The sequence below is a fragment of the Paenibacillus sp. FSL R5-0810 genome (assembly GCF_038002285.1).
Classification (GTDB): Bacteria; Bacillota; Bacilli; order Paenibacillales; family Paenibacillaceae; genus Paenibacillus_AQ; species Paenibacillus_AQ lactis.
In genome coordinates this window covers 4,470,870-4,490,405 of record NZ_JBBOCF010000001.1, presented here as the reverse complement: position 1 = coordinate 4,490,405, position 19,536 = coordinate 4,470,870, and the positions used below count along the sequence as shown (strand labels likewise).

The window sequence follows — 19,536 nt, the reverse complement described above, 5'->3', positions numbered from 1 at the left end:
AAGCATCCGTATATTCACATATTTTGGGCCCTGCCCGTTAAGGAGGCGTATCCATGGCTAAACCTCTTAAAGTAGATGAAAAGTGGCTTGAACGCATTGCAGGTCTGCTAAACGACATGGAATTTGGTTCGCTGCAAATTGTGGTGCATGAGGGACAAATCGTTCAGATGGAACGAACGGAGCGTAAGCGGTTTGAGAATACGGCCTCCGGAGCGGCCAAATCGGCAGGGCAGTCCCGGGGTTCGGGTCAGCAGAACCGGAGTGCCAACGTGAAATAATCGTTGGGGCCGGCAGAACCGGATTGTCAACGTGAAGTACAAGTGACATAGAGAAAAAGAGCACTTCCGCGTATCGTAAGCTAACTTACGAAGCGGAGGTGCTTTTTTTTTTTGTATCCACTATAACCCGGTTGGCCGGGTACCGTCAGCAGGTCGCGCACATGGAATGAACGCGCACCAGCCTGCGGCATTAGCACGGAAGTCTGCGGCTTTAGCGTCCGCCTTCTTCGTCCGGGGATGCCGGATCGCCGCCAGTCTGAGCGGTGCCCGGCTGCTGCACGAACTGATCAAGCAGCTCCGGATGCCCCGCATACGGACGCTCCCGTCTTCTGCGCGTCACCGTGAAGCGAAATCCGGCAATGTACAGGAGAATCTGGGTAGTCAGTACATAGGGCGAGGCTTCGGCCCATACCAGATTGAGCAAGGCTAAAGCGGCAATCAGCAGATGAAGCAGGATGTAGATCAGCCCGTGGGATTTCTTGCGGGAGTCCATGAGCAGCCGGTAAAAAGAAACGGTAGCAATCATATTCGACAGCCATAAGCACCATTCATAAGGGTTGGTCCAGCCTTGGTGCTCCTGTAGTCCCTGGACAAGGTTTGCGGTCCACACAATAGCCGCCGCCAGGGATAAAGCCGGTATGGCCGGCTTCAGCAGCAGCCACAGTCCCATGCCCCAGCCAGGCTGCTCCAGCCGTTTTACAAGCTCGTCGCGCTCCTGCACCAATTGATTGATCTCGCGGTTCAGCTGCTTATACAGCATCATGAGCCTCGACTCATCGCGATCGCTCAGAAAGATATCGATCTGCCCGTGAAGCTCGTGTGTCAGCCGATCCGCGGTTTTGCATTCCTGCAGCAGCCGGATCAGCTGCTCCTCGGGAACAGCGCTTCGGCCCGGATGATCAATCAGGGTGCTAAGCGGGCCTGCCAGCTTCGTATAGAGCGATAGGGATTGCCGGATGCGGGAGAGCGAGTCCTTGCGCGCTCCCAGCAGGCGTGATGCGCTATATATGTATAGGCCCGAAAATACGGCAGCAGCAAGCAATACCGCCAGCAGCCCGTTCAGCGAGCCGAACAGATCGTAAATCCAATCCGTAAGGGACAAGCGGATCCCTCCTTCATTATTCTATTTTCACTATTGCATAAGAAGGAAATGATTTCAAGCCGATTCGAAGATCGATAGGGACAGATTAGGGACATAAACGCAAACGACATAATTATGATTAACCCTGGAAAGGGAGAACGCGAGCAGGCAGGGGTTCAGCGGGGGTTGTCTATAACGTTACGTTATAGACTATAGTGGCCTCAGGAGGGGATATGAAATGAAACGGAAAAAAAGATGGATCGTCCTGGGCAGCATTCTCTTTGCAATACTGGCCATACTGACGCTAGTCGGTTTTCTATTCAGAGATGATGGTTCGATGAGCGGCTTTGTTACAGCGGAAGGGCGGAAGGAATATATGACGGCTTATCGAGAGGCGATGGGTTACTTGCCGAAACCGGCGGAATCCCTGAGGATCCGTACGGATTTCGGAGAGGTGCAGGTCTACAAGTTCCAAAACGGTGACACGCCGGATAAAACGCCGCTGCTGCTGCTTCCTGGAAAGGGATCCGCAACCCCCATGTGGGAAGCCAACCTGAACGATTTCCTTGAGCATCGCCCTGTATATACGCTTGATTTGATCGGAGAGCCTGGATTGAGCACGGAAACAAGCCGCATTCGTACGGCTGCTGATCAAGCCGTCTGGCTGCAGCAAGTGTTGGACCAGCTGCCAGAATCGGAACTCCATTTGCTGGGACTGTCGTTCGGCGGGTGGAGCGCGGCTAATGCGGCACTCAAGCATCCCGGTAACATTCAGTCGCTCATCTTGGTGGATCCGGTCTATGTGTTCGGCCCGATTCCCTTTAAAATGATCTTAGCATCCATTCCTGCGACCGTTCCCATTGTACCCAAACCGATCCGGGAGAAGATGCTCAGTTATATCTCCGGCGGAGCCGAAGTGGATGATAGCGACCCGACCGCCAAATTAATCGAAACCGGGATGCGGACGTTTAAGAGCAAGCTGCCCATGCCGGAAACCATCAAGCCGGAACAATTAGCCGAATTGAAGATGCCGGTGCTCGGTATATTGGCCGGAAAGTCAACGATGCACGATTCGAAGAAGTCTTATGAGACCGGCGTGAATTCCTTGAAAGACCCTTTGAGCAAGATGGTGATTTTTGAAGAGGCCTCTCATGCCATTAACGGGGAATATCCCGATGCGTTGTCTGAAACGATAGAAGCCTTCTTAGATAAACTCGAGTGAGGGATGGGATTATGGGAAAAAAATATTCCGTAAAAGAAATCAGCCAATTGTCGGGAGTCACGCCGCGAACCGTTCAGTATTACGACAATGAAGGGATACTGAAGGCGGAACGGGACGAGTCGGGGCATCGGGTTTATTATGAAAAACAACTATATTTGCTGGAACAGATCATGTTCTTTCGGGCGATCGGCTTTTCATTAAGCAAGATCAAAGAACAATTGATCGTAGGTACTGAGGTCAAAGACATCGAGCGTATTCTGGATTATCAGGCATCGGTGCTGTATTCGCAAAAAGAGAGCATACAGGCCAAGCTTGACGGCTTGCATGTGGCCAAGGAATTGATGAGCGAAGGTTACGAGGTTCCTTGGGAGCTGTTATCCCATCTTATGCGATCCCTGGACGAGGTCGATATGTCGACGTGGGGAGAGTACGAATATTCGGAAGAAGACTTGCGTTTGTTTCAGGAAGTTTTTGATTCGGAGCAGGCGGCCCTGGATTTTTACAATAGGTTCCGAAAAATATCGCTCCAAGCGGCAGCGTATAACGCATCCGGCGTTCCCGTCGAGTCCGAATTAGCCAGAACCTTGGCGAAGGAATGGCAGGGAATGGTCCGCCACGCGACACAGGGTGACGAACGGATCCTCTCCGCCTTCACGTCGGTCGACCATAATCGAGACCGATGGAATGCCGGAGAGCGCCGCCTGATCATAGAGGCCGAGGAATATTTGCAAGAAGTCTTGAAGCGCTATCCTGACGACCTGTAAAGGTGAAACGCATTACTTTTAGGTTTTTGGTATTGCCCCAAATAAAAAGTGTTTCCTCAGGGAAACAAAAGGGGGCGAGCCGCATATATTGAACTAAATCATCACTGCTTGCAGGGAAGAGAGGGAGGGGCGGGATCATGGAAATGCAGGTGAAAAAAGCGCCGTTTTGCCGCGCGAAGATGACGGTGGGATATGTCTTGCTTCTCTTGTTAACCGTTTGAGATCGACCGGGCGAGATGCACGGCGGAATGGACGAATTGGGAAGCCAGCAAAAAAGATGGCGTCAGAGGAACAGCCTCTTGAATACGCCATCTTTTTTATGTTGTCTGCTGACATTGCAGAAATCTAAGCTTATCGGCAATTTACAGGCAAGGGGCTGACCCTCTTATCGGCCGGATTCGTACAGCGCTCTCCAGCTTCGGTATTCATGGATCGCAACACCGGAGAAGGAGGAATGTGAGCCCGCCATGGCGTCGACCTTGAGCAGCTGCTCTTCCATAAAGGAGACGCCCTCCTCGTAGAAGGTGATAAACTCCCCTTCATTGCTGGATTTCGTTTCGACTGCGATCAGCGCTTCTTTTCCGAGGGCATCTGCTTCTTTAAGCTCCGCAGCCGCCAGGTTATAGATATTCGCAGCCGTGTCGCGGTAAGCCATAATCGCGATTTGATCGAACTGGCCGATCATCCAGCGGCTGATCGTCATCGATTGATCCGGAAGGCTATACGTATGCAGCCAGAACGTAATATCCGCGCCGACCGGCAGGTCCAGGCAGTGGGCCCGGCTGACCAGATAGCGGACATTGGATTGCCACTGCTCAACGAGCCAGTCGCGGTCCGTTTTCCATTGGGGCAGCGTATGCGGCTCGATATCGACATGAATGCCGGTAAAGCGTTCTTCCGGAGCGGCAGCAGCCTGATATTCGGCGGTCCAGTTGAGGAACGTATCGATCCGGTGCCGCTCCGACTCCAATGCCCAATTCGACGCGCCGCCGAGCACATGAACCTGAATTCCGTTCTCCCCGGCAAGCCGGATGAATTTGCGGTAATGCTCGGGACGTACATCTTGATTCATTTGGAGATAGATGAGATTGACGCCTTGACGGGAAGCGAAGCCGATAATATCATCCGCCGAGCTTTGGATCATCGAGGTGTGCCATAACCAGGTGGCTTTGAGATGGGACTGTGCCTTCGCAGGCCCGGGGTGAACGGACATGCCGGTCAGCATCAGCAATCCGCAAGCGAGACAGAGCGTCAGGAAGCGAAGGGCGTGCTTTTTCATTGTTGAATGGCTCCTTTAATAAAAAATCGGGTATACCTAGCATAATTCGACAATCGAAGAAACGTTGTCAGGGCGGATGATCGATTTTATATGCAATCGGATTTCGTAATTATGCACTTACGTTTACTATCGGAAATGTACATCATGCTTTATATAGGTCTATAGTCTCTATGTTTGGAGAAAAAATGAAATTGTGGGAGTTTGAACCCCGCAGACTGGGGATAAGTAAATAGAAGGCGCGTCTTGCGTCTTTCGTCAGCCTGCCAAAAGAAGCTTGGTGGTGAATGGATTGTTCCATATTCGATCGACTGAAATGTACTATAATTGTGAACAGAAGGAGCGATGAATGATGAACATAGCATTGATAGGAGCAAGCGGTACGATCGGGCGGCGAATTGCAGAGGAGGCTTTGCGGCGCGGCCATGAGGTGACGGCGATTATGCGCAACCCGGAAGGGCTTGACACCGAGCATGAGCGGCTGAAAAAGCAAAAGGCGGATGTCATGGACCCTGCCTCGCTGGAAGAGGCCATTCGAGGTCATGAGGCGGTGATTTCCGCCTTCGGCCCGTCATTCGGACAGGAGGAAGAGCTGGTCGCTGCGGCCCGCACGATCGTGGAAGGGACAAGACGCGGCGGCGTATCCCGTCTGCTCATCGTCGGCGGCGCGGGCAGCCTGATCACGGACAGCGGCGTTCCGCTCATGGAGACGCCCGAATTTCCTGAGGAGATCCGGACGCTCGCGCGTGCCCATGCGGATGCTTACGATCTGTACGCGCAGAGCGGTCTTGAATGGACATATGTCAGCCCGGCGGCGATCATAGAGCCGGGGAAACGCACGGGCCAGTTCCGCATCGGGATGGACCGGCTGGTGACGGACGAGAGCGGGGCAAGCCGCATATCCGCGGAGGATTATGCGGTAGCCATGATCGACGAGCTGGAGGATCCGCAGTTTATCCGGGCCCGCTTCACGGTAGCGTACTAGATACGCCTGAGCCTTCTGCTGTAGCTGAATTTGTGTCGAACAAGCTTCAATAAAAGCAGCCCAAGGTTTTGGGATCCTTGATCCTTTGGAGGCATGTTTCAATCGTTGATGGTTCGATCCAGCGAACAAGCGAACCACAGGGCGATTGTGCCAGAACCGAAGCACAGGAATATATCGAAGCGAAGGGGAGAGCTTGGATGTATGTTGTAACATCGGAGCAGATGAGGCTGCTCGACCGCCATACGATCGAGAAGATCGGCATTCCGGCGGCAGCGTTGATGGAGAATGCGGGCAGGGTGATCGCAGAGGAAGTGCTGAAGCTATGCCTGCACAAGAGAGCCGGAAGCGGATGGATGGCGGAAGCCTGGCATGGCCCGGCGGCGAATGATGCTGCGCCGCAATGCGGCGCTGCGGATGGTGCTGCGCGGCGGGGCGCCTGTACGCCCGCCGGCGCATCCGAAGCGGGCGCGTCAGCGCCGCTTCGGGGCTTGGGCCCTGCCTGCCCGCCGCCTGTGGCGGTGGATGAGCTTCTGCCGGCCGAAGCGGCCGGGCAGGAGCACTGGCTCATCCTGGCGGGCAAGGGCAACAACGGCGGCGACGGCGCAGCCGCCGCCCGCTATTTGCGTGACGCCGGCATGCGCGTCACGCTGCTTTACGCCGCCGAGCCGTCCACGCTTGCCGGCGAGGCGGCACTGCAGCGGGATGCCGCAGCTGCGCTCGGCATCCAGGTCCTGGTCCACGGCAGAGATGCCGTGGACTTCCGCGCGTTCACCGGGATCGTGGACGCGCTGCTGGGCACGGGATCGGCGGGCGCCCCCCGCGGGGCTTACGCCGAATTGATCCAGGCCGCCAATGCGAGCGGCCTTCCGATCGTGGCCGCGGACATTCCGAGCGGCCTGGACGCCGACACCGGCGCGCTGCACGAGCCGTGCATCTCGGCCGAGGTGACGGTGTGCCTCGCCTTTCTGAAGCGGGGACTGGTGCAATATCCCGGCGCCGGGGCCGCGGGCCGTGTGGTCGTGCGATCCATCGGCATTCCCGCCTCCCTCTGCCGGGACCTTGGCATCGGCACCTACCTGCTGACGCCGCATGTTCTGCGGACGGTCCTTGATGCCGATGTTGCCCGTCCCCGCTCTCCGGAAGGGCATAAGGGCACCTACGGGCACGTGCTTACTGTAGGAGGCAGCCGCACGATGAGCGGTGCAGGCCTGCTCGCTTCCCGGGCGGCCCTGCGCGCGGGCTGCGGTCTCGTGACCTGGGCCTTGCCCGCAAGCCTGGTGCTGCCGCTAAGCGGTGCGGCCCCGGAGGTCATGCTCGCCCCCGCTACAGGCGAGGAGAGCGGAGGCTATTGGGACGAAGCTTCCGCCGAGCGGGTGCTGGAGCTGGCAAAGACGCGGGACGTACTGGCAGTAGGTCCCGGGCTTGGCCGCTTCGAGGGGGACACCGGATGGCTGCGCAAGCTGTGGGAAGGCTGGGACGGGCCGATGGTCGTGGATGCCGATGCTCTGAACATGCTGTCATCGGCAGACGTCGTTGACGCCTGGAAGGTTCGTCCGGCGGCAACGGTGCTCACTCCGCATCCCGGCGAGATGTCCAGGCTGCTCGGCATCTCTACGGCCGAGGTGCAGCGGGACCGAATCGGCATCGCTGCCGAATATGCGGTCCGGTACGGGGTTACGCTCGTCCTCAAGGGCGCGCGAACCATTGTCGCCTCACCGGACGGCAGCGCCTATATCAACACAACCGGCACCTCCGGCATGGCGACCGGCGGAACCGGGGATGTGCTGACCGGCATCATCGCCGGCCTGCTGGCGCAAGGATATTCCGGTCCCGGTGCCGCTGCGCTCGGCGTGTGGCTGCACGGGCGGGCCGGCGAAGAGGCGGCCAGACGCCGCGGGCACCCGGCTTCCATCCTTGCCGGCGACGTCATCGATGCCCTCTAAAACATACGCTTCCGACGGCACGGGTGTTTAGATCGCCCAGCACAGCAGCGGTACGGCAATGGCAAAGATCGGCGTGATCAAAGAATGGGCAGGGAAGGCATGCTTCCCCCATAGAAACAGCAGCAGCGTCACTGCTCCCAAGGCGGCCCGGATCCACAACTGGTCCGGGCTTCCGCCGTTGAACAAGGCGAAGAAGCCAAATCCGGCCGCCGCATACAGCCCGATTTGCAGGCTTTTGGCGCGCTTGGGCAGAAGGGACAGCAGGGCATCGGCAACCAGCGAGGCAATCAGCGCATAGCCGTAGACCCATTCCTTCTGCTCCATGGAAAGTCCGAGCAGCTCGGCCGGCTTCTCCGTCCCGGCGGGCCATACCTGACCGATTACCGTGAGCAGCAGCAGTACGACGCCGGCGCTGGCCAGTTTGTTTAACGCGTAGAGTCCGACGTCCATCCGTCCACTGGACCATTGGGCATTTCCATTGTTCATACCGACACATCCTCTGTATATGATGACAAAGTTTTGAAGCTATGGAGCTTCTCAAGTTAGCGGCCCCGGATTAGCTGGTCACCATCTGACCTCCGTTTACATGGATTGCTTGACCGGTCACAAACGATGAATCGATGGAGGAGGCCAGGTATACATAGGCCGGAGCAAGCTCATAGGGCTGTGCCGCCCGCTTCATGGGCGAATCGGTGCCGAATACGGCGACTTCCTCGGCCGGGAAGCTGGAAGGAATAAGCGGCGTCCAGACCGAGCCGGGTGCAACCGTGTTGACGCGTATGCCTTGATCGACCAGCGAGAGGGCCAGTGACCGGGTAAGCGAGACGATCGCCCCCTTAGTGGAGGAATAATCGATCAGCTCCTTGAAGCCTGCGTAGGCGGTAATCGATGCCGTATTTATGATCGAAGCGCCGGCTTTCAGATGCGGCAGAGCGGCCTGAATCATAAAGAAGAACGGGAAAATATTCGTCTGGTAGGTCTGGTACAGCTGCTCCTCCGTAATGTCCAAAATACTCTGCTGGACATATTGGACGCCATGATTGTTAACGAGCACGTCCAGCCTGCCGAACTCGGCAAGGGTTTGCCGGATGACAGCCTCGCAATTTTTTTTGTAGCGCAAATCGATTTTAATCGGGATGCAGCGCTGCCCAAGCTGTTCGATTCGGGCTTTGGTGACTTCCGCATCCGATGTCTCATATAAGTAGGGGATGACCAGATCGGCGCCTTCCTTGGCAAAAGCAATGGCTGCCGCCTTGCCGATTCCGCTGTCTCCTCCGGTCACGATGGCGACTTTGCCTTCCAGCTTGCCGCTGCCGCGATAAGCCGGGTCTTCCGTAATGGGAACCGGCTTCATCAAGCTTTCAAGACCGGGCTGAACGGGTTGATGCTGCGGCGGGAACGCAATGGGCTGCTCCTTGCATACCGTTTTGAAGCCGATATAAGGGATGGGCTGCTCAGCATTCATGACAATCCTCCTCGGGCATAGATGACATTGCATCCACGGTGATGTTTTATCTCTATGCATTCGCCCAGTTCGGGGTGCGGCCTCATTACAAGATATTCACAACATCCTGCAAATAGTGTGTTAAACTGTTTCCAAATTGATGGAAGTGTTGGGATTAACGGGAATGGTCCGCGAGGGGAGAATGGGAAGTCATGAAACCGGTGAAACGCTCTAAACTAAGGCTTTGGGCGGGAAAACAGTATTTTACCTGCCGGCGCTATTGGGAATGGCTGAAGCAAGGCAGAAGAGGCATGGCACGGATAAGGTCTTCCGAGCCGCTGCACTATCCCGTCTTCGAGCATCGGACGCCGCTGATGCGCCGGCTAAAGGATGTCGACATGTGGTACCAGCATAATAAAGTAATCAATCTGCGCCTTGCGGTGCGACGTCTGGACGGCCTTCTCATCCGTCCCGGCGAAACCATGTCCTATTGGAGAATGATCGGCCGTCCTACCCGGCGCAAAGGTTATGTGGATGGCATGGTGCTCTTTTACGGCGGCTTTAGGGCAGGCATCGGCGGAGGCCTGTGCCAGCTCTCGAATTTGATATACTGGATGACGCTGCATACGCCGCTTCAGGTGACAGAGCGCCATCGCCACAGCTACGACGTGTTCCCGGATTCTGGCCGCACCCAGCCGTTCGGCAGCGGAGCGACCTGTGCTTACAATTATTTGGATCTACAGATTTATAATCCGACGGAGGATATTTATCAGCTGTCGGTATATGTATCAGCCGAGGAGCTGATCGGGGAGTGGCGCTGTACGGCTCAGCCGCTCTATCGCTATCAGGTGTATGAGCGGGAGCACCGCATCACGCAGGAAGCGTGGGGCGGATATGCGCGGCATAACGTGATCGGCCGGAAGGTGTTCAGCCGGGAAGGCGAGCTGCTTGACGATGAATGGATTACGGAGAATCATGCGCTTATGATGTATTCTCCCCTGCTTGCCCAGAACGCAGAGGACACAGAGAGTACAGAGAAAGCACAAGCAGCACAGACAGCAGAGAACACAGAGAAAGCAACCATTTTTACCGGCTGATGAATCGTCCATGTTCATGCACTGCCTGCAAAGCGTTATATGTCGTAGGCGTCCATTGACAAAGACGCAGACACATTGATACGATGATAATAATTCTGACTAATTTGCTCTGATTTGACATTCCGTAACGTTCCGGGAGGGCTGCCGGCCCTTATTGATGAACGAAGACTTTGCGGGTGCGTTTATGTAAAGCCTTGGTATATGGAAGTGGAGCATACATACCGTCCGATCGTTCCTGAAGGGGGACATTAGCGAGGTCGTCCGGAAGGGGATGACGGGAAACATTATGAAAATAACCGAGGTGAGAAAAATGGCGAAAGCTGTCATCATTAACGGGAGTCCGACAGCAGGCTCCCGCTTGAATGCGATTATGGAATATGCCGAGCAGGCGCTGACTGCCGCGAATTTCGAGGTGAGCCGGATTGATGTTGCTTCACTTCCGCCTGAGGATCTGATCCATACCAAATTCGAGAGCGAGCATATCGTCAAAGCGAACGGCCTCGTCGCCGAGGCCGATGCCGTCATTGTAGCGAGTCCGGTATATAAGGCTTCCTATACGGGGGTGCTTAAGACGTTTCTGGATTTGATTCCGCAGAAGGGCCTGGCCGGGAAGATCGTGCTTCCACTCTTTATCGGCGGTTCATTGGCACATTTGCTGGCGATTGATTATTCACTGAAGCCCGTGCTCTCCTCAATCGGAGCTCGCCATATTCTCGGCGGCGTGTATGCGGTGGACGCCCAGGTGGCTCGTACGGAGGATGGCGGCTTTGATGTAGCGGAGGTGCTTCAAGAGCGCCTGGCTCAAGCGATAGAGGAGCTGATCGAGGAGACTCGTTACCGGACCGAGCGCGGTTAACCGCTTGCCGCTGCTGGCCACTTGATAGATGGAACCAAGATACTTTGAACCTATATACATCAAACCTATATACATCAAACCGTGGAGGGATACCAATTGCAGAAGCTAGTGTTTTTTGTCGGAGTCGCAGGGACGGGGAAGACCACCGTTGCCAAGAAACTTGCGGTACGTATACCGGCCGCTTTTCTTGACCGCGATACGGTAGGCGGCCGTTTTGTTGAAAAATTCCTGGAAAGCAACGGACTGGATCCGAATGACCGGGACTCTTCCTTCTATAAGGAAAATCTGCGCGACCTCGAATATGATACAACGAAGGATATCTGCATCGAGAATTTGAATGCGGGGCAGAACGTATTCATGATTTCGCCGTTTACCGCCGAGCTTAAGAACCGCGAGTGGATCGAGGAGGTCATCACGGCCGCTGGCCTGACGAAGAGCGATGTGGACGTGAAGGTGATCGTGGTGACGTTAAAGGATATGGATCTTCAGAAGGAGCGGATTATCGATCGCCAAACGGAGCGGGACCAGTGGAAGCTGGACCATTGGGATGACTTCAAGAAGCGGGTGGATTTCGTGCCGGAAGTGAATTGGGACATTCCGCAGACGTCGATCAAAGTATTCGACAACAGCGGTGATCTTACCGAGGATATGGTGGACGAGCTGTACCAATTCATCGTGCAGGAATAGAAAGGCACCCCTTTTTGGCAAAAGGACCGGCTTTTCGTTCACCACGAAGCTTATGCTGCGCGCATGGCAGGCTATCTTCATGAAGCCGTCATGCGCGCTTGTCGTATAGGGAGATGCAGGATAAGCAGGTGCCGAGCATTATGTAACCCGCCGAATCGTAGATTTTAATCATAGGACGCAAGGAGGGAAGGCCCTTGGAGAGCTCTGCCATGCTGGCTTATTTACGAAGCGTTGTGCTTATGAGAGACCGGATACCTTCATTTCGGGAATATCCTTTCAATCTGCCGGCTGTAAATGCGATGGACGGCTTGACGTTCCATCCGAAGGTCACCTACATCGTTGGGGAGAACGGAATGGGCAAATCGACGCTGCTGGAGGCGATTGCGGCGGCACTCGGCTTCAATCCGGAAGGGGGAACGATGAATTTCTCGTTCGCTACCGAGGAAACCCATTCGAGGCTGTATGAATACATCCGAACGGTCCGGGGCGTCCGCAAACCGCGGGACGGCTTCTTTTTCCGGGCGGAGAGCTACTACAACGTTGCGTCCGAGGTCGATGCGATGGAGCGGGAGATTCCCGGGCTGTACGATTCCTACGGAGGAAAATCCTTGCATGCGCAGTCGCACGGGGAATCCTTCTTTGCCACCTTTTTGCACCGGTTCCGCGGGAGCGGGCTGTACATTATGGATGAGCCGGAAGCGGCGCTGTCCCCGTTTCGCCAAATGGCGCTGCTTCGGAGAATCCATGATCTGGTTCAGGAGGATTCGCAGTTCATTATTTCGACGCACTCCCCGATTGTCATGGCTTACCCGGACTCGGTCATCTATAAGCTGACCCCTGAGGGCGTAGAGGAGTCCAGCCTGGAGGAGACGGACCATTATATGATCACCAAGGAATTCGTAAACAACCGGGGAGCGATGCTGCGCGAATTGTTTGCGGACGATGAGGAATAGCGTGATTTTATTCGTAAAACCCGTGTTTCAGCAGAACGCTGCACTAAAAAAGTCGAACCTTACCATGTAAGGATTCGACTTTTTTAAGGGTCCCTAACCGTTATACCAGTGATCTTTCCTGTCGGAATGCTTTCCCTTTCCTTTGACCAGCTTTAACGTTGCCACGATCAGAAAGCTGACAATCACCAATAAGAGCCATGAGCTCACCTTCCCTAGATGAACGAGACTCCAGGCTTCGGCCTGGTTTGGATATTTCCACGCGCCAAAGAATGTTGCGATATTTTCGGCAACCCATATAAAAAATCCGATCAGTACAAAAGAAAGGGCAAGCGGCATCCGATAACGAGTCCCGTTCACCTCGTAGGTGACCCAGGATGGCCAAAAGACGAGGATGACGAGTCCGGATAACCACCATCGAACGTCGATCCAATAGTGGTGCGTGAAGAAATTTAAATAAATCGCGGCTGCCAGCGTTACAACGAGCCAGAAAGGAGGCCATTTCACCAGTTCAACCTTCAGCCGCCTCCAAGCCTGGCACAGATAACTTGCTACGCTTGCGTACATGAATCCGCTATACAGAGGCACGCCAAAGATTTTAAAATAACCCTCCTCCGGGTATGACCAAGAGCCCATGTGAACCTTGAAAATTTCAAGACCGAGTCCGATCAGATGGAACAACGTGATCACTTTGAGTTCATCCCGTGTTTCAAGCCCGGAACGCACCATCCACCACTGCATCAGCAGGCAGATAATGAGAAGCCAGTCGTAGCGCGGAAGGAAGGGAAGCGGCACGAATTTCGTAAAGGCCAATGAGGCAAAAATAACGACCGGAAACAAGCACGATAAGGCCTGCTCCCAACCAAAACGAACGAGCTGTCGTAGTGCCCTCATGCTGCGCGTCTCCATTTTTGAATGGTCCATGAGCAAGCTCCTCTTCTGGAATGGATTCATTGAACTAACTCCCTGAGGTATGAATCCCGTTTAATCCTGGACGTCTTCATCGCGGTATTCTAAAATATCTCCGGGCTGGCAGTCCAAAGCCTTGCAAATGGCTTCTAACGTTGAGAAGCGAATCGCTTTGGCCTTTCCGTTCTTCAATATCGACAGGTTTGCCATGGTGATTCCTACCCTCTCCGACAGCTCGGTAACACTCATTTTCCGTTTGGCCAGCATCACATCAATGTTGATTATAATTGCCATTGTTTTCACCTCAGACCGTTAAATCATTTTCGGATTTGATATGAATCGCTTCTTGTAAAAGTCTTTGGAGAACAGCGGCAAAGACGGCGATCACGGATGAAGCAAAAATAATGACCAGTCCGAGCACGATGATCCCCGGGGCATCATCTTTCTCCGCCAGGAGATAGAAGAGCGGCATGCCGGCCGCATACAAAATGCTGATCGTAATGGCGCAGTTCCTAATACTCTTTAATGCCTTCACAGACAATTCGGAGAAGGCTTTATTCTGGTCGATGTAGTTTAACAGCTTAAAAGCCTGATACAGAGCTAAGTAAAAGGGGATCGCCGATGCATACAAATCGATGGAAACGAGATATTTTAGATAAACATGGTCCGGATACAATTCAGCCGCGAAACTCGCGATATTAGGCACCACAAATATGCACAAAGCAAGAACCGGAATTCCAATCAGAATAACCGCTATTCTTAAAAAGAGTGTTGTTCCTTGTTTCATAACATGCACCTCGCTTATTTATTGTTCATCATAATAACACGACTTTTATCGTTTATCAATAAATTAATATTGATTAATATTATATTATTGTTGTTATGGAATATTCCTGTCGTCATAAATCCATAGCTGCGATTAGACCTTCAGTCCAGGTAGAATCGGGATGGTAAGGGGATGCGACGGCGATTTGCCAACCGTTTTGAAATGATGTATTCTATGGGGGATTAAGAACGTACGGCAGGTTAGGAAAGTTCATTTTTTAACGAAGAGGAGGAGTATTCGGATGAAGAAGAGATCGCTTGTTTCGTTGTCCCCCGGCATCGGATACTCCACCGCTGTTTTCTTTGATCTTGGCCAATCACGGGAGAAGTGTGTCCACAATTGGAAACTGAACGCGACCGTTATCCTGCGATCGGCCTCATGATCATGTAAGGATACAGTGGAATAAACGCCACAGGTCGCTTACCTGTGGTGCATGGATCGGCAGCGTACGCCACAGGTATAACCTGTGGTGTTTTTTGTTTATGGCTTTAGCCAGTTGAGCTCGCGAAGCGTGCGAAACAAAAAACCACCCGCTATGCGGGTGGAGGGATCGAGGGTTTGACCAACAAGACCATTCCGATAAAATTGAGATGTTCAGGCTCAATAATGAAAGGAATGGTCTTAGATGGCAAACAAGAGCTATAGTTTAGCTCACACGAAGTGGATGTGCAAGTACCACATTGTGTTCACCCCGAAGTATAGACGGAAAGAGATTTATAATCAAGTGAGGAAAGACTTAATCGAAATTTTCAAACGATTATGCAAATACAAGGGAGTGGAGATAATCGAAGGCCACATGATGCCCGATCATGTACATATGTTGGTAGCAATTCCCCCAAAAATCTCAGTATCATCATTTATGGGATACCTGAAGGGGAAAAGCTCACTCATGATATTCGAGAAGCACGCTACCTTGAAGTATAAATATGGTAATCGAAAATTTTGGGCGGAGGGATACTACGTCAGCACAGTGGGCTTGAATGAAGCCACCGTGGCCAAATATATCCGTGAGCAAGAAGCACACGACCAGGCAATTGATAAACTGAGTGTGAAAGAGTATGAAGACCCATTCAGCAAAAACAGTAGCAAGAAGAAGTAAACCAGTTTAACTGGTAAGTGAAAGTGACAAATTACACTGAGCCTGAACAATTTTATTGTCAGGCTAGCGTCTTTAGGCGCAGTTTGGCAACAAGGGGTTATACCCCAAGAGCAAACCACCCGTTTGACGGGTGGTTCTGATTTTGCCGCATAGGAGATGCGGTCATATCATCCTATCGAAGAAGGAGAGATTTGTATGCAGCTGCAAGGGGAACGTGTTGTTGTGAAGCCTGTGGAGCTTTCGGATGCCGAAGCTCTGCTGAAGCTGGAGAAGGAGAATCGGGATTTTTTCCAGCGGTTTACGGGAAAGCGTGACGAGCATTTTTTTACCAAGGAGGGACAGATTGAACGGATCCGGAAGGCGGTGGACGATCGGGAAACGGATCAAGGCTACTTGTATGTCATAGTATTGCGGGACACCGGGCAGATCATCGGTGAAGTCATGCTGACCGAGCCGGTGCGTGGGAATTTGCAGAGCTGCTGGATCGGCTATTTTCTGGATAAGTCATTCAGTGGGCAGGGGTACATGACGGAAGCCGTTCGGCTGGTCGTCCGCCACGCCTTCGAAGAGCTGCGGTTCCACCGGATCGAGGCGGGGGTCATGCCGCATAATCTCGGTTCGATGAAGGTGCTGTTGAAAGCCGGGTTCCATAAGGAGGGCATCGCCCGTAAAAACGTCAACATCAACGGACGGTGGGAGGACCATCAAACGCTGGCTATCCTAAACGAAGCCGATGAGGAGAAGAACCCCTTGATTGAACGTTACAATCCGTCCGTCATTGCGCCGCCGCTCGGTCCGTACACCCATGTCACCAAGGTGCCGCATGGAGCCGCGCTGCTGGTCTTCTCCGGCCAAGTCGGAACCGATCCTGAAGGGAAGCTGCCGGATGACATGAAGCAGCAGGTGGAGCATACGCTTGCGAATATTCAGCGGTTGCTGGAAGCCGAATCGCTCACGGCGGACCATATCGTCAAAATCAATATTTGGGCAGTGGAAGAGGTAGATTGGAGCCATTTCCATGAGGTGTGGGCGAAGTTCCATGGCGGTCGGCCGCCGGCGATGACGATGGCTTATGTGCCGGGGCTTGCGATGCCGGCGCTGAAGGTCGAGATCGAGGTATGGGCGGCTGCCGGATAAAAATCATCATGTCATCCATTCAAGGAAATTCATCATCATCCACCGTGTAATCCATCCATGTAAAAAACCTCCGCCATCCCTTTGTGAACTGTGACCCATAAGATGGACACTTTGAAAAAAGTGACTTCTTGTGGGTCATTTGTGTTTTAATCAAGGTATGTGACGAGGAGTGATACGAGAATGGGGAAGTTGAAACGGGTGCTCTTTACCGAGGAGCAAATGAGGAAGCTGGAGGAGAATCCAAACGTACACCATGTGACCGAGGCGGCCATTACATACACACCTGCATTCAAGCTGGAGGCGCTGAAAGCCTACAAGCAGGGGCAGACACCTTCAGAAATCTTTATTCGTGCCGGCTTCGACCTGGACGTTATTGGTCATAAGAAGCCCAAGGACAGCTTAAAACGGTGGCGTGAAACCTTCGAACTGTACGGTGAGGAAGGTTTGGCTACAGAGCGGCGCGGTAAGGGCAGTACAGGGCGCAAGCCAACTGGTCAGTTGTCAGCCGAAGAAGAATTGAAACGGGCTAAGGCCCAGATCAAACTGCTTGAAGCTCAAGTGGACATGCTAAAAAAGCTCGAAGCGCTCGATCGGCAGAAGAAGAAACGCTGACGCCCTCCGAGCGCTATGAGATCATAAATCGCACCATTCGGGCATATGGCCTGAAACGAATGACACGCTATCTATGCGAGCTCGTGGAAGTAAGTCCAAGCGGCTATTACAGGTGGCTGGGGACGGAAGAAGATCGTCAACTTCGTGCTGCCGCCGACGAGCAGGACATCCTTCTCATCAAGCAGCACTTTGACGCGCTCCGCGGCAAAGCAGGTGCGCTTGTGATTAAGATGCGGCTGGAACAGATAAGCGGCGTTGTCATGAACCACAAGAAGATTCGCCGGCTTATGAAAAAGGCAGGCTTGGTAGCCGTAATCCGTCAGGCGAACCCCTACCGCAAGATGGCTAAGGCAACTCAAGAGCACAAGACGTGTCCGAACCTGCTGGAGCGAAAGTTTGACCAAGGCGAACCTGAGAAAGTGTTTCTCACTGACATCACTTATTTGCGCTATGGAAGCGGACACTGGGCATACCTTTCCTGCGTGAAGGACGGGGCGACCAGGCAGATCCTTGCCGACAGCGTGGCAGCAACACTCGAGCTTCCAATTGTCGAGCGGACGCTACAGCGTCTTTTAGAGCGATTAGATGGAAACATTCATCCAGAAGCGATTCTGCACTCCGACCAAGGGATGCACTACACGCATCCTAAAACCCGTCTTCTCATTGCTAAGGCAGGATTTAAGCAGTCGATGTCGCGCAAAGGCAATTGCTGGGACAACGCCCCGATGGAATCATTCTTCGGTCACTTGAAAGACGACGTTGATTTTAGCGATTGCCAAACTATTGATGAAGTGAGGGTGCGAGTGAAGGAGTACATAAGCTACTACAACTCAGAACGATACCAGTGGACATTAAAAAAGATGACCCCCGATGAATTCAGAGGTCATCTGCTTGCTAGCTAAGCTCTAGGCGGTTTATTTCAAACTGTCCACAAATCGGGTCACAGTTCATTGCAGGGATGGCGGAGGTTTTGTCTATGAGCGATAGAAGCTTAGCAGATCCGAGCTCACCGGCTGGTGCAGCTTACAGATCGTCAAACCCGTTATCGTCGCCGACTTTCCCGTAGTTGCGAGACTTCGCTTCGAAGAAGTCGGTCTTCGTCGCATTCAGCGCTTCGTCGGAGAACGGCTTGATCCATGGCATGCAGTTCACGTCCACGCCTTCATACGCCTTCTCCAGTCCCATCATGGTGATGCGGCGGTTGGCGATGTATTTGATGTAATCGGACAGCTCGTTCAGATCGATGCCGCGCACATTGCTCAGCGTGTAATGCGCCCAGTTCGTCTCCAGCTCGACCGCGCGATCGATCGTGCGGTACACGTAATCGATGTTCTCCTTCGTGTTCAGCTCAGGGAAGTCCTTGAGCAGCTGCTTGAACACTTCAGCGAAGAAGTAGCAATGCTGGTTCTCGTCACGCTGAATGTAGGAGATCATTTGGCTCGTTGCCATCATCTTCTGATCACGGGCCAGGTTATAGAAGAAGGCGAACGTACTATAGAAGAAAATGCCCTCGAGAATCAGGTCGGCGACCATCGCTTCAAAGAAGGATTGCGGCGACGGATTGTCCCGGAAGCTCTGGTAAATGTTCGAGATGAACTGATTGCGCTCCAGGAGAACCGGATCATGCTTCCAATATTCGAAAATTTCCTTTTGCTCCTGCTCCGTAACGATCGAGGAGAGCACATAGGAGTAGGATTGGTTATGAACGACTTCCTGCTGCCCGATAATGGCCGAGATGGCCTCAAGCGAGGAGTCGGTGAAATAGCGCTTCACGTCGCCGACAAACATCGTCTGCATGGAATCCAGCACAGCCAGTAGGGAGATGTTGATCTTGAAGGTGCGCTGCTCCTCCGGATCAAGGTGCGGGAATTGCTGCGCATCCTTGGACATCGGGATTTCGTCCGCGATCCAGTGGTTCAGCAGCAGCACCTTGTACAGCTTGTACATATGAGGCATCCGAATATCGTTCCAGTTGAGGATCCCTGAGCATTCGCCCTCAATGATCCGTGTGGAGCGGTTAGGTGCTTCGGTATTGAATATTTTTTGCATTTGCATAACCATTCTCTCCTTGCATTTATAGTAGGGCGGGTATCAACAGGACGGGTATCCACTCTCCGGCCGCTGTTGTCCGCCCTTTGCCTGAATGTATTGTGAAGGGTGCAAAGGGCTCCCAAAGGCGGACGTAAACTCCTCCGATTGGATACCCTTACCCTTGTAGTCTTTTTTATAGCTTACTCAACGGATGTTCGCTTCGCGCTCGACTAAACGCAAGCAGCCCGCTCATTGTGTTTGCGCCACATGAGCAGCGAATCCCCAAAGGGAGAGCGATCCTTGCAGGAAGTTGCACCAAACACGCAAGCAGCCCGCTCA

General features: G+C 53.4%; 21 protein-coding genes and 1 pseudogene. 14 read left to right on the top strand and 8 right to left on the bottom strand.

Annotated features, from left to right (window positions below; genetic code table 11):
* Positions 1-53 precede the first annotated feature (53 nt).
* Positions 54-278: a YezD family protein gene (locus MKX76_RS20005; RefSeq protein WP_007130487.1), complete on the top strand. Its 225-nt coding sequence runs from the start codon at positions 54-56 to the stop codon at positions 276-278.
* Positions 279-489: 211 nt separating this feature from the next.
* Here MKX76_RS20005 and MKX76_RS20000 read toward each other — a convergent pair whose 3' ends face one another.
* Complete coding sequence (locus tag MKX76_RS20000; protein WP_028404760.1) at positions 490-1,380, bottom strand: hypothetical protein; 891 nt, start codon at positions 1,378-1,380, stop codon at positions 490-492.
* Positions 1,381-1,597: 217 nt separating this feature from the next.
* Here MKX76_RS20000 and MKX76_RS19995 point away from each other — a divergent pair, with 217 nt between their 5' ends.
* Positions 1,598-2,581, top strand: a complete 984-nt coding sequence (locus MKX76_RS19995) for an alpha/beta fold hydrolase (RefSeq protein WP_213613141.1) — start codon at positions 1,598-1,600, stop codon at positions 2,579-2,581.
* An 11-nt stretch (positions 2,582-2,592) separates the two neighbouring features.
* Positions 2,593-3,345 (top strand): MerR family transcriptional regulator, encoded by a 753-nt coding sequence (locus tag MKX76_RS19990; protein WP_028404762.1) that lies wholly within the window; start codon positions 2,593-2,595, stop codon positions 3,343-3,345.
* A 385-nt stretch (positions 3,346-3,730) separates the two neighbouring features.
* Here the strand turns inward: MKX76_RS19990 and MKX76_RS19985 are convergent, their stop codons facing one another.
* Entirely contained in the window at positions 3,731-4,624 is an 894-nt protein-coding gene (locus MKX76_RS19985; protein ID WP_007130483.1) for a hypothetical protein, read from the bottom strand.
* Between the two features lie 349 nt (positions 4,625-4,973).
* Here MKX76_RS19985 and MKX76_RS19980 point away from each other — a divergent pair, with 349 nt between their 5' ends.
* Positions 4,974-5,606 carry an NAD(P)-dependent oxidoreductase gene (locus tag MKX76_RS19980; protein WP_007130482.1) on the top strand — a complete coding sequence of 211 codons (633 nt, stop codon included), beginning with the start codon at positions 4,974-4,976 and terminating at the stop codon, positions 5,604-5,606.
* 197 nt (positions 5,607-5,803) lie between these two features.
* Positions 5,804-7,549 (top strand): NAD(P)H-hydrate dehydratase, encoded by a 1,746-nt coding sequence (locus tag MKX76_RS19975; RefSeq protein WP_341034506.1) that lies wholly within the window; start codon positions 5,804-5,806, stop codon positions 7,547-7,549.
* 27 nt (positions 7,550-7,576) lie between these two features.
* Here MKX76_RS19975 and MKX76_RS19970 read toward each other — a convergent pair whose 3' ends face one another.
* Positions 7,577-8,035, bottom strand: coding sequence for a hypothetical protein (locus tag MKX76_RS19970; RefSeq protein ID WP_028404764.1), 459 nt, complete (start codon positions 8,033-8,035; stop codon positions 7,577-7,579).
* A 70-nt stretch (positions 8,036-8,105) separates the two neighbouring features.
* Positions 8,106-9,014 (bottom strand): SDR family oxidoreductase, encoded by a 909-nt coding sequence (locus MKX76_RS19965; RefSeq protein ID WP_028404765.1) that lies wholly within the window; start codon positions 9,012-9,014, stop codon positions 8,106-8,108.
* Positions 9,015-9,205: 191 nt separating this feature from the next.
* On the opposite strand from MKX76_RS19965, the pseudogene MKX76_RS19960 reads away from it, so the two are divergent.
* The 4 genes and pseudogenes from MKX76_RS19960 to MKX76_RS19945 form a co-directional block, all read left to right on the top strand.
* A pseudogene (locus tag MKX76_RS19960) lies at positions 9,206-10,015 on the top strand (VanW family protein); the annotation flags it as partial.
* Between the two features lie 385 nt (positions 10,016-10,400).
* On the top strand, positions 10,401-10,946 hold the full coding sequence (gene ssuE / locus MKX76_RS19955; RefSeq protein WP_007130476.1) for an NADPH-dependent FMN reductase: 546 nt from the start codon (positions 10,401-10,403) through the stop codon (positions 10,944-10,946).
* A gap of 96 nt (positions 10,947-11,042) precedes the next feature.
* Entirely contained in the window at positions 11,043-11,633 is a 591-nt protein-coding gene (locus tag MKX76_RS19950) for an AAA family ATPase (protein ID WP_341034504.1), read from the top strand.
* A 194-nt stretch (positions 11,634-11,827) separates the two neighbouring features.
* Positions 11,828-12,586 carry an AAA family ATPase gene (locus tag MKX76_RS19945; protein ID WP_007130474.1) on the top strand — a complete coding sequence of 253 codons (759 nt, stop codon included), beginning with the start codon at positions 11,828-11,830 and terminating at the stop codon, positions 12,584-12,586.
* A 93-nt stretch (positions 12,587-12,679) separates the two neighbouring features.
* Here the strand turns inward: MKX76_RS19945 and MKX76_RS19940 are convergent, their stop codons facing one another.
* The 3 genes from MKX76_RS19940 to MKX76_RS19930 form a co-directional block, all read right to left on the bottom strand.
* On the bottom strand, positions 12,680-13,477 hold the full coding sequence (locus MKX76_RS19940; RefSeq protein WP_341035065.1) for a DUF817 domain-containing protein: 798 nt from the start codon (positions 13,475-13,477) through the stop codon (positions 12,680-12,682).
* A 90-nt stretch (positions 13,478-13,567) separates the two neighbouring features.
* Positions 13,568-13,786, bottom strand: coding sequence for a helix-turn-helix domain-containing protein (locus MKX76_RS19935; RefSeq protein ID WP_007130472.1), 219 nt, complete (start codon positions 13,784-13,786; stop codon positions 13,568-13,570).
* 10 nt (positions 13,787-13,796) lie between these two features.
* Complete coding sequence (locus tag MKX76_RS19930) at positions 13,797-14,279, bottom strand: DUF2975 domain-containing protein (protein WP_007130471.1); 483 nt, start codon at positions 14,277-14,279, stop codon at positions 13,797-13,799.
* 280 nt (positions 14,280-14,559) lie between these two features.
* Between MKX76_RS19930 and MKX76_RS19925 the strand changes: the two genes are divergently transcribed.
* The 5 genes from MKX76_RS19925 (at position 14,560) to MKX76_RS19905 (ending at position 18,068) form a co-directional block, all read left to right on the top strand.
* Entirely contained in the window at positions 14,560-14,700 is a 141-nt protein-coding gene (locus MKX76_RS19925; RefSeq protein WP_007130470.1) for a hypothetical protein, read from the top strand.
* 243 nt (positions 14,701-14,943) lie between these two features.
* Positions 14,944-15,417, top strand: a complete 474-nt coding sequence (gene tnpA, locus MKX76_RS19920) for an IS200/IS605 family transposase (RefSeq protein WP_213613863.1) — start codon at positions 14,944-14,946, stop codon at positions 15,415-15,417.
* A gap of 195 nt (positions 15,418-15,612) precedes the next feature.
* Positions 15,613-16,554 (top strand): GNAT family N-acetyltransferase, encoded by a 942-nt coding sequence (locus tag MKX76_RS19915; protein ID WP_341034502.1) that lies wholly within the window; start codon positions 15,613-15,615, stop codon positions 16,552-16,554.
* 180 nt (positions 16,555-16,734) lie between these two features.
* Positions 16,735-17,166, top strand: a complete 432-nt coding sequence (locus MKX76_RS19910; RefSeq protein ID WP_007127449.1) for an HTH domain-containing protein — start codon at positions 16,735-16,737, stop codon at positions 17,164-17,166.
* On the top strand, positions 17,163-18,068 hold the full coding sequence (locus MKX76_RS19905) for an IS3 family transposase (RefSeq protein WP_341035036.1): 906 nt from the start codon (positions 17,163-17,165) through the stop codon (positions 18,066-18,068). The genes MKX76_RS19910 and MKX76_RS19905 overlap by 4 nt, the downstream gene beginning before the upstream one ends.
* A gap of 121 nt (positions 18,069-18,189) precedes the next feature.
* Here MKX76_RS19905 and MKX76_RS19900 read toward each other — a convergent pair whose 3' ends face one another.
* Positions 18,190-19,221 carry a ribonucleotide-diphosphate reductase subunit beta gene (locus tag MKX76_RS19900; RefSeq protein WP_007130468.1) on the bottom strand — a complete coding sequence of 344 codons (1,032 nt, stop codon included), beginning with the start codon at positions 19,219-19,221 and terminating at the stop codon, positions 18,190-18,192.
* Positions 19,222-19,536 lie beyond the last annotated feature (315 nt).